Genomic DNA, 7,048 nt, shown 5'->3' with positions numbered 1-7,048 from the left:
GATCAACTGCTTGTAACTCATGGTAAATGCTTCTGTTTGTTTGGCGACGATAGAGTACCACCAACAGGCAGTTGATCTCTTCTCACCGTTTAACCATGAGTGGTGCACTTATTATCTGAATTCGGGCAACATGTATTGCCTAAAGGGTTTATGCGCATTCGCCACTACGGTTTTTTAGCTAATGCGTGTCGCAAGCGAAAGTTAGCGTTAATAAAGGCTCAATCAACACACAAATGCAAACTAGTGCAGGCAAAGCCAGAAACAGAATCATTGGTACCGCATTGGTTTTGTCAGTCATGCAAGGTGGGTATTTTACGATTTATTGGTGTGATGAATTCAGATACGCCAACAAATGAAATAGTGCGAACGAGTTAGCAGCCTTGCTTGCTGCTTAAAATCAATGAGTTAACCTGCTTAATTGCTCAGGCTAACGACCTCTGTGTGCGTAAAAATATAATTGCTTCTTAAGGCAAATTTAGGTGTAATGGAAGCATAATAAACGCTGAGTAAAGCAGGGATAGCTTAGATGCGATAGGCTCGCCAGTAACGTTGGCTTGATATCGCTTAGGCCAGAAAAAGCAAATTCCCATAGCATAAACAACACCAACTCTGACACACCGAGCAGGTAGCGGCTCAGTCCAACAAGCGATTATGCAACACAAACTGCGTGTCGCATAAATACTAAAATGTTATGTGACTCAAGGATGACGAAGAATGCATTTGCCTTTAAAAGATTTGGAAAAGGAACATTCAATACCGGAAGTATGGAAAGACTCCATTTGCAAAGTGGTTATTCAATTAACCAAAGATAATTTCGAACTCCACAATGTCTCGGAATACATCACTCTTCAATCTAGTGATTTGGCCGAGTTTAATAGAGAAAATGTTCTTGAATATGGTTGTTGTCTAAAGGCGTTATCTACTGAATGTTGGGAACGTTCATGCTATCAATGGCAAGGTGATTATTGGGATTTAATCATCGATTTATGTACTGTAGAAGAAGGCGTTAGTGATCTCGTTCTGAAAGGTCGAATTTATCCCATAGTTTCAGGCTACAAATATGAGTTTGGCATGGTATATGTTCCGTAGTTTTATTAGGCCGTCACATAACAAACGCATTAACACTCGCTTTGCTCGCTAGGGACAAATACACGTAGGCTCCCCTCGCGTTGCTCGGTAGTTTAGCCTACGTATATTTGCCCGTTATGCGGGCGTTACTGATTAAATACTCTAACGTGTTTTTGTCCAGAAGAGAGTTACAAGAGTATGATACTTTAATATTCAGTTGTAGCTTGATTTGGACTTGATAGTAGCTTTTAGTATGAATCTTTATTCCTCTCCTACACTAACTCGCACTGGTTAGCTGAAGCCATAGTCATGAACTCATCAACTATCGTGCTTAGCTGGGGAAACCTAGTTTTGACCTCGTATAAGTACATCAAAAGCTTTTGATTGTTGGTTTCGCAATTCAGATAAAAAGGTATGGTTATTAAGTAGTCAGCAAGTGCTGGTGGTATGATTTCAACATGATCGGCATTGTTACGAAGCTCGAAAAACTCTAAGTCACTAACAGCAGAAATGTTAAGCTCATCTAGTTCATCACTTTTGCTCTTAACATACTCAATATCTGCCTTCATTGCCCAAAAAGGTACCCAAGCTGAGTTGCTGAAGTTATTTATAAGTTTTTTATAATCACATTTTTCAGTCAGGCTACAATCTAAGAATTCTACATTAGCTTCGTTGATGTCATAATGTAATGATTTTAGAGACTCAAAACTGTCTTTTATGACACCAGTCTCTTCAGTAGAGGCAAACTTTATACGATGAAGCCAATATAAAACTAAACCATCAGCATGCTCGCTGCTTAAACTTTTAAGGTTTATTCCAGCATAACTCTCAACAGGAATAAATCGGCCGTTCCAAGTAACCGGTTCAGAGAACAGAAATGTACCTTGGTTAAGCTTGTCACTAAAGTGATCGATAATAGTTGAGTAGTCAAAAGTTGACTCTACACTAGAGTTGTCAGCGGGATGACGTATTTGCAAATAAACTATTGATAAAATAGAGCAAAGTAAAATGACAATGATAAACCACTTTGAGTTTTGATGTTTTGAGTATTTATTCAGGTTTTTAAACATAACAGCCTCCATATATATGCTTAATAATGTACAGGTATACGCAACATATAGAGGCAAAAAAAGCCTAATATTTTTAAAAAATTACTTTTTATCTAAACTCACCGAGAAAACCCCGTGATCAGAACAAAGTGATGTCGCGGGGATGAATAGGTGTCACCCCTGCTCTTGGATATATTTTCGTATAGTCTCTGCGCTTGCATTCCCTACAGAACACACAAAGTACCCATCTGACCAAAATGTTTTCTCTTTCCAAAATTGGTTTTTCAGATAAGGAAATGATTTCCAGATTTTAGCGGTTGTGGCTTGCTTAATCCTCCTTGCGTGCTGGCCTACTGAATATCGAGTGCCGATTGTAATCAGCATATGAATGTGATCTTTGTCTATCTCAACCTCTTCGATCCTAAAGTCAGATGATAGAGAAACATCGAAAACCGTTTTCTTTACAAACTCACCCAGCCTTCCGTTTAGCAGGGGTTTTCTGTACTTAACCTCCAAAATTAAATGAAGCGCAATTAGATATTTGTAGTGAGATTTAGTTTCATAATCCATCTTGACAACTAGGCCTTATACAGTAGTCTATACAGTATATGAAAAAGACGCTCAGATACAACTACAGGCTAAACCCTAGGCCAGAACAAGAAGTTAAGCTCATTGAGTTTGGTGCGACAGCGCGTGGCATTTGGAATCTGTTGTTGTCTGAAAATATGCGTCGATATGAATACGATAAAACATTCCTGTTTTACAAAGATATGGCTTCTCTCCTCAAGGAAATTAAGCCATTCGAGGAATTTAGCTGGATTAAAGCCTTTGATTCTGCTGCTCAGCAGGTTGCTCGCGACTTGGAAACAGCGATGAAGAATGCATTTTCTAAAGGTCGTTTGCAGCATTTTCCAAAGCACAAAGTTTCCTACAAAAGGAAGCGGCTTCACAATGATAGCTTCCGAGCGGTCAATAATTCCAACTGTATTCGAATTGAAAATGACGCTATAAGCATCCCAAAGGTCGGCAAAGTGCCAATCGTTTTGCATCGTGGGCTTGCGAGCAAAATTAAGACCGTAACTATTCAATATCGTCACGGAAAGTGGGGATGCAGCATCACACAGGAAGTAGAGTGTAAAACGGCTAAACAGGTTTTGGAAAAGATCACTGGTTTTGATATCAACTCAAAGCAAACGGTTGTTGGTTCGAACGGATTTGTGGCCGATAATCCGAAGTTTTTAAAACAGTCAAAAGAGAAGCTAAATCAATTGCAACGCCAGCTTGCGCGTCGAACCAAAGGCTCAAATCGTTGGCACAAAACTAAACAACGCATCAATAAGCTACACGGTAAAATCTCAAGGCAAAGGCTCGACTTTGCGCACAAAATTTCACGACAGATAATCAATGAAACTGATATAGCGTGTTTTGAAAATTGGGTAAGCGGATTAAATGGTTGATCTTACCTTTGCATGAGAGTGAGACAGACCGGCATCTCATCGGATTATCTGGTTGATGCTTCACCTACTGCTGGTGCATGTTTCCTTCGCTAATTCCAGCAAGAACCCCACACGCCTCAACTTCCCGGTCATCGTTGCAACTCGCTCTCAGTGAAACGAGTTGTTTCTCAAGCGCTTGCAGAGCGGTTATCTGCGACCGCACATGAGAGATGTGATCATCGAGCAAGGCGTTGACGGCGGTACAAGGCTGATGAGGGTCGTCCTGATAGCTCTGTAGTTCGTGAATCTCAGCCAGTGACAGGCCCAGGATTCTGCAGCGACGGATGAAGGCCAGCCCCTCACCATGCTTCTCGGTATAGACACGGTAACCGTTGTCCTGCCGATCAGGCGGCGGCAACAAGCCCTGCTGTTCATAGAAGCGGATCGTCTGTGTTTCGACCCCTACCAACTGCGCCAACTGACCAATGCGCATCAGCCTCCTCCCCAACGGATTATTTACTCTATTGACCTTATAGTAGCTTTATAGTTTAAAATGGTACCACAACATTGTTCAAGTGGAGTCGTATCATGAGCAAATCCTGTGGTGGCGCCTGTGGCGCTGATGCAACGTCCGCAGCGGATACCGATATACAGGCCTCCTCCGAGGCGCCAGGGAGATGGGTCAGTGTTTATGCCGTGCCGAAGATGGACTGTCCATCAGAAGAACGAATGATTCGCCTAGCCCTGAACGGCTTTGAGGAGATTCGGGCGCTGTCCTTCGACTTGTCGAACCGCCGGCTGAAGGTCGTGCATGACGGCGAGGTCGAGCCCGTCACCTCGAAACTGAAGACCTTGGGGCTAGGCGCCTCGCTTCAGGAAACCGTCGCTGCAAATCCGGAGACCATCAAGGCCGCCGAGTTTTCGGCAGCTTCTGCTAAGCAAGAATCCGGGACCCTGCGCTGGTTGCTCGGCATCAATGCACTTCTGTTCGTGGTGGAAATGACTGCCGGTCTGATCGCCCGGTCCACCGGCCTGATTGGAGAATCCCTGGACAATTTTGCCGATGCGGCGGTGTACGGGCTTGCCCTTTATGCGGTTGGACATAGCGTGAAAATGCAGGTACGTGCCGCGCATCTTGCTGGTGTACTGCAACTGATCTTGGCTGTGGGCGTACTCATAGAGGTGGTGAGACGCTTTGTATTCGGTAGTGAGCCTGAATCGCTGGTGATGATGGCTATCGCATTCGTCGCATTGATTGCCAATACCAGTTGTCTGCTGCTCATATCCAAACATCGGGAGGGCGGGGCGCACATGAAGGCAAGCTGGATATTCTCGGCCAACGACGTGGTGATCAACCTGGGGGTCATCACCGCCGGCGCTCTGGTCGCGTGGACCGGGTCCAATTATCCGGATCTGATTATCGGCACCATCGCGGGGGTAATTGTACTTAACGGTGCTAGACGCATTCTGGCGCTCAAGGATTAAGCAATGTCCATTTTTGGCAAACATCTGTCACCGTACGCTCTGTTGTCCATCTCCGGCCTGCTGGCAGCGTCTGATCAGGCCGTAAAATGGCTGGTGCAACAATCAATGGCATATGGCGAGTCTATTTCAGTGACCTCATTCTTTAACTGGGTACACGTATGGAATACCGGTGCCGCATTCAGTCTTTTTGCGAATGGTGGAGGCTGGCAGCGCTACTTTTTTATCGGAATCGCGGTAGTGGTCTCGATTTTTCTGATCAAGCTGATCCTTGAAAATCGTCATAAAGGAGAAGCCATCGCTTACAGTCTTATCCTCGGTGGCGCCATGGGCAACCTGATTGACCGGGTCTTTCGCGGCTATGTTGTGGATTCCTTTGATTTCTATTGGCGAGACTGGCATTGGCCGGCCTTCAACCTGGCTGATATTGCAATTGTCCTCGGTGCCTTACTTTTAGTTTCCAGCAGCTTGTTGGGTAAAAAAGCAAACACCAATGCCGAGTCGGATGGATCTGACTGACACCTACGCCTATACAACACCATGACCGAACTTCCCGACAACATCCTTCACCTGCCGCAATACCAAGTACTGGGCTGCAAATCAACCGACGACGAAATGCACTTCCAGGTGGACGTGCCCGATCCCATCGCCTGCGAGGAATGCGGCGTGCAGGGTGAGTTCGTACGGTTCGGCAAGCGTGACGTTCCCTATCGTGATCTGCCCATCCACGGCAAGCGGGTCACTCTCTGGGTGGTCCGCCGCCGATACACCTGCCGGGCCTGCAAGACAACATTCAGGCCCCAGCTACCGGAGATGGTGGACGGATTCCGTATGACACTGCGGCTGCATGAGTACGTGGAGAAGGAATCCTTCAACCACCCCTACACCTTTGTGGCGGCACAGACCGGCCTGGACGAGAAGACGGTGCGCGACATCTTCAACGCCCGCGCCGAGTTCCTGGGGCACTGGCACCGCTTCGAGACGCCCCGCATCCTGGGCATTGACGAGCTATACCTGAACAAGCGCTACCGCTGTATTCTGACCAACATTGAGGAGCGAACCCTGCTCGACCTGCTGGCCACCCGCCGCCAGGACGTGGTGACCAACTACCTGATGAAGCTGAAAGACCGGCAGAAGGTCGAGATCGTCAGCATGGACATGTGGAACCCCTACCGGGCAGCGGTCAAGGCTGTGCTGCCCCAGGCCCGTATCGTGGTCGATAAGTTCCATGTGGTGCGCATGGCCAACGATGCCCTAGAGAGAGTGCGCAAGGGCCTCAGAAAGGAGCTGAAACCGTCCCAGAGTCGGACTCAAGGGAGACCGGAAAATCCTGCTGAAACGCGCTCACGAAGTCTCAGACCGGGAGCGCCTCATCATGGAGACCTGGACAGGCGCGTTCCCGCAACTGCTGGCCGCCTACGAGCACAAGGAGCGCTTCTACGGCATCTGGGACGCCACCACACGGCTCCAGGCAGAAGCCGCCCTGGACGAGTGGATAGCCACCATCCCGAAGGGCCAAAAGGAAGTCTGGAGCGATCTGGTCAGGGCAGTGGGAAACTGGCGCGAAGAGACCATGACCTACTTCGAGACGGACATGCCCGTCACCAACGCTTACACGGAGTCCATCAACCGACTGGCCAAGGACAAGAACCGTGAAGGGCGCGGTTACTCCTTCGAGGTGATGCGGGCACGAATGCTCTACACCACGAAGTACAAGAAGAAGGCACCGACTGCGAAGGTCTCTCCTTTCTACAAGAAAACCATCGGTTACAGACTGCCGGACTTCGCAGAGGAACTCAACTACGGAGTCGATCTATCAACCATCTGAGGGTGGTATCAGATTGATGGGGTGAAGGTGCCCCATCAACCATTAAATCCGTATACCCTGAAAATTTAAACGTAAAAGCGATGCAAAAGTTCAATGGCAGCATGGTTGCCGATAACGTAATGGGGCTGATAACTCAGCTTTCAAAATACAAAGCTGAGTTAGAGGGTAAGTTGTATCACGAAATT

The 7,048-nt window shown here is 47.0% G+C and carries 7 protein-coding genes and 2 pseudogenes; 6 read left to right on the top strand and 3 right to left on the bottom strand.

Annotated elements, in window-relative coordinates:
• Nucleotides 1-129: 129 nt before the first annotated feature.
• Together L1266_RS21595 and L1266_RS21590 are read left to right on the top strand one after the other, a co-directional pair.
• A pseudogene (locus L1266_RS21595) lies at nucleotides 130-375 on the top strand (transposase); the annotation flags it as partial.
• Nucleotides 376-714: 339 nt separating this feature from the next.
• Nucleotides 715-1,089: a DUF7668 domain-containing protein gene (locus L1266_RS21590; protein WP_058584486.1), complete on the top strand. Its 375-nt coding sequence runs from the start codon at nucleotides 715-717 to the stop codon at nucleotides 1,087-1,089.
• 251 nt (nucleotides 1,090-1,340) lie between these two features.
• On the opposite strand, the gene L1266_RS21585 is transcribed toward L1266_RS21590, so the two are convergent.
• Together L1266_RS21585 and tnpA are read right to left on the bottom strand one after the other, a co-directional pair.
• Complete coding sequence (locus tag L1266_RS21585) at nucleotides 1,341-2,138, bottom strand: hypothetical protein (protein WP_235378326.1); 798 nt, start codon at nucleotides 2,136-2,138, stop codon at nucleotides 1,341-1,343.
• 153 nt (nucleotides 2,139-2,291) lie between these two features.
• Nucleotides 2,292-2,687, bottom strand: coding sequence for an IS200/IS605 family transposase (tnpA, locus tag L1266_RS21580; protein ID WP_138558981.1), 396 nt, complete (start codon nucleotides 2,685-2,687; stop codon nucleotides 2,292-2,294).
• A gap of 38 nt (nucleotides 2,688-2,725) precedes the next feature.
• Between tnpA and L1266_RS21575 the strand changes: the two genes are divergently transcribed.
• Nucleotides 2,726-3,574 (top strand): RNA-guided endonuclease InsQ/TnpB family protein, encoded by an 849-nt coding sequence (locus tag L1266_RS21575; RefSeq protein ID WP_235374234.1) that lies wholly within the window; start codon nucleotides 2,726-2,728, stop codon nucleotides 3,572-3,574.
• 64 nt (nucleotides 3,575-3,638) lie between these two features.
• On the opposite strand, the gene cadR is transcribed toward L1266_RS21575, so the two are convergent.
• The gene (gene cadR, locus L1266_RS21570; RefSeq protein ID WP_004364961.1) at nucleotides 3,639-4,046 is read right to left on the bottom strand and encodes a Cd(II)/Pb(II)-responsive transcriptional regulator; all 408 of its coding nucleotides are present in this window, start codon (nucleotides 4,044-4,046) and stop codon (nucleotides 3,639-3,641) included.
• A gap of 95 nt (nucleotides 4,047-4,141) precedes the next feature.
• Between cadR and L1266_RS21565 the strand changes: the two genes are divergently transcribed.
• The 3 genes and pseudogenes from L1266_RS21565 to L1266_RS21555 all read left to right on the top strand — a co-directional run bounded on the left by L1266_RS21565 (nucleotide 4,142) and on the right by L1266_RS21555 (nucleotide 6,863).
• The gene (locus L1266_RS21565; RefSeq protein WP_063529117.1) at nucleotides 4,142-5,038 is read left to right on the top strand and encodes a cation transporter; all 897 of its coding nucleotides are present in this window, start codon (nucleotides 4,142-4,144) and stop codon (nucleotides 5,036-5,038) included.
• 3 nt (nucleotides 5,039-5,041) lie between these two features.
• Complete coding sequence (lspA, locus tag L1266_RS21560) at nucleotides 5,042-5,554, top strand: signal peptidase II (protein WP_004813174.1); 513 nt, start codon at nucleotides 5,042-5,044, stop codon at nucleotides 5,552-5,554.
• A gap of 21 nt (nucleotides 5,555-5,575) precedes the next feature.
• Nucleotides 5,576-6,863, top strand: a pseudogene (locus L1266_RS21555) (ISL3-like element ISPpu12 family transposase).
• Nucleotides 6,864-7,048 lie beyond the last annotated feature (185 nt).

Source organism: Pseudoalteromonas sp. Cn5-37 (assembly GCF_021532495.1).
In the GTDB taxonomy this organism is placed as follows: domain Bacteria; phylum Pseudomonadota; class Gammaproteobacteria; order Enterobacterales; family Alteromonadaceae; genus Pseudoalteromonas; species Pseudoalteromonas simplex.
This window is presented reverse-complemented; position numbering and strand designations above follow the sequence as displayed.

Bases quoted from the DNA above. Each gene is read 5' to 3' on its own strand.
- L1266_RS21590 (WP_058584486.1), top strand. From the start codon at position 715: ATGCATTTGCCTTTAAAAGATTTGGAAAAGGAACATTCAATACCGGAA.
- L1266_RS21585 (WP_235378326.1), bottom strand. From the start codon at position 2,138: ATGTTTAAAAACCTGAATAAATACTCAAAACATCAAAACTCAAAGTGG.
- tnpA (WP_138558981.1), bottom strand. From the start codon at position 2,687: ATGGATTATGAAACTAAATCTCACTACAAATATCTAATTGCGCTTCAT.
- L1266_RS21575 (WP_235374234.1), top strand. From the start codon at position 2,726: ATGAAAAAGACGCTCAGATACAACTACAGGCTAAACCCTAGGCCAGAA.
- cadR (WP_004364961.1), bottom strand. From the start codon at position 4,046: ATGCGCATTGGTCAGTTGGCGCAGTTGGTAGGGGTCGAAACACAGACG.
- L1266_RS21565 (WP_063529117.1), top strand. From the start codon at position 4,142: ATGAGCAAATCCTGTGGTGGCGCCTGTGGCGCTGATGCAACGTCCGCA.
- lspA (WP_004813174.1), top strand. From the start codon at position 5,042: ATGTCCATTTTTGGCAAACATCTGTCACCGTACGCTCTGTTGTCCATC.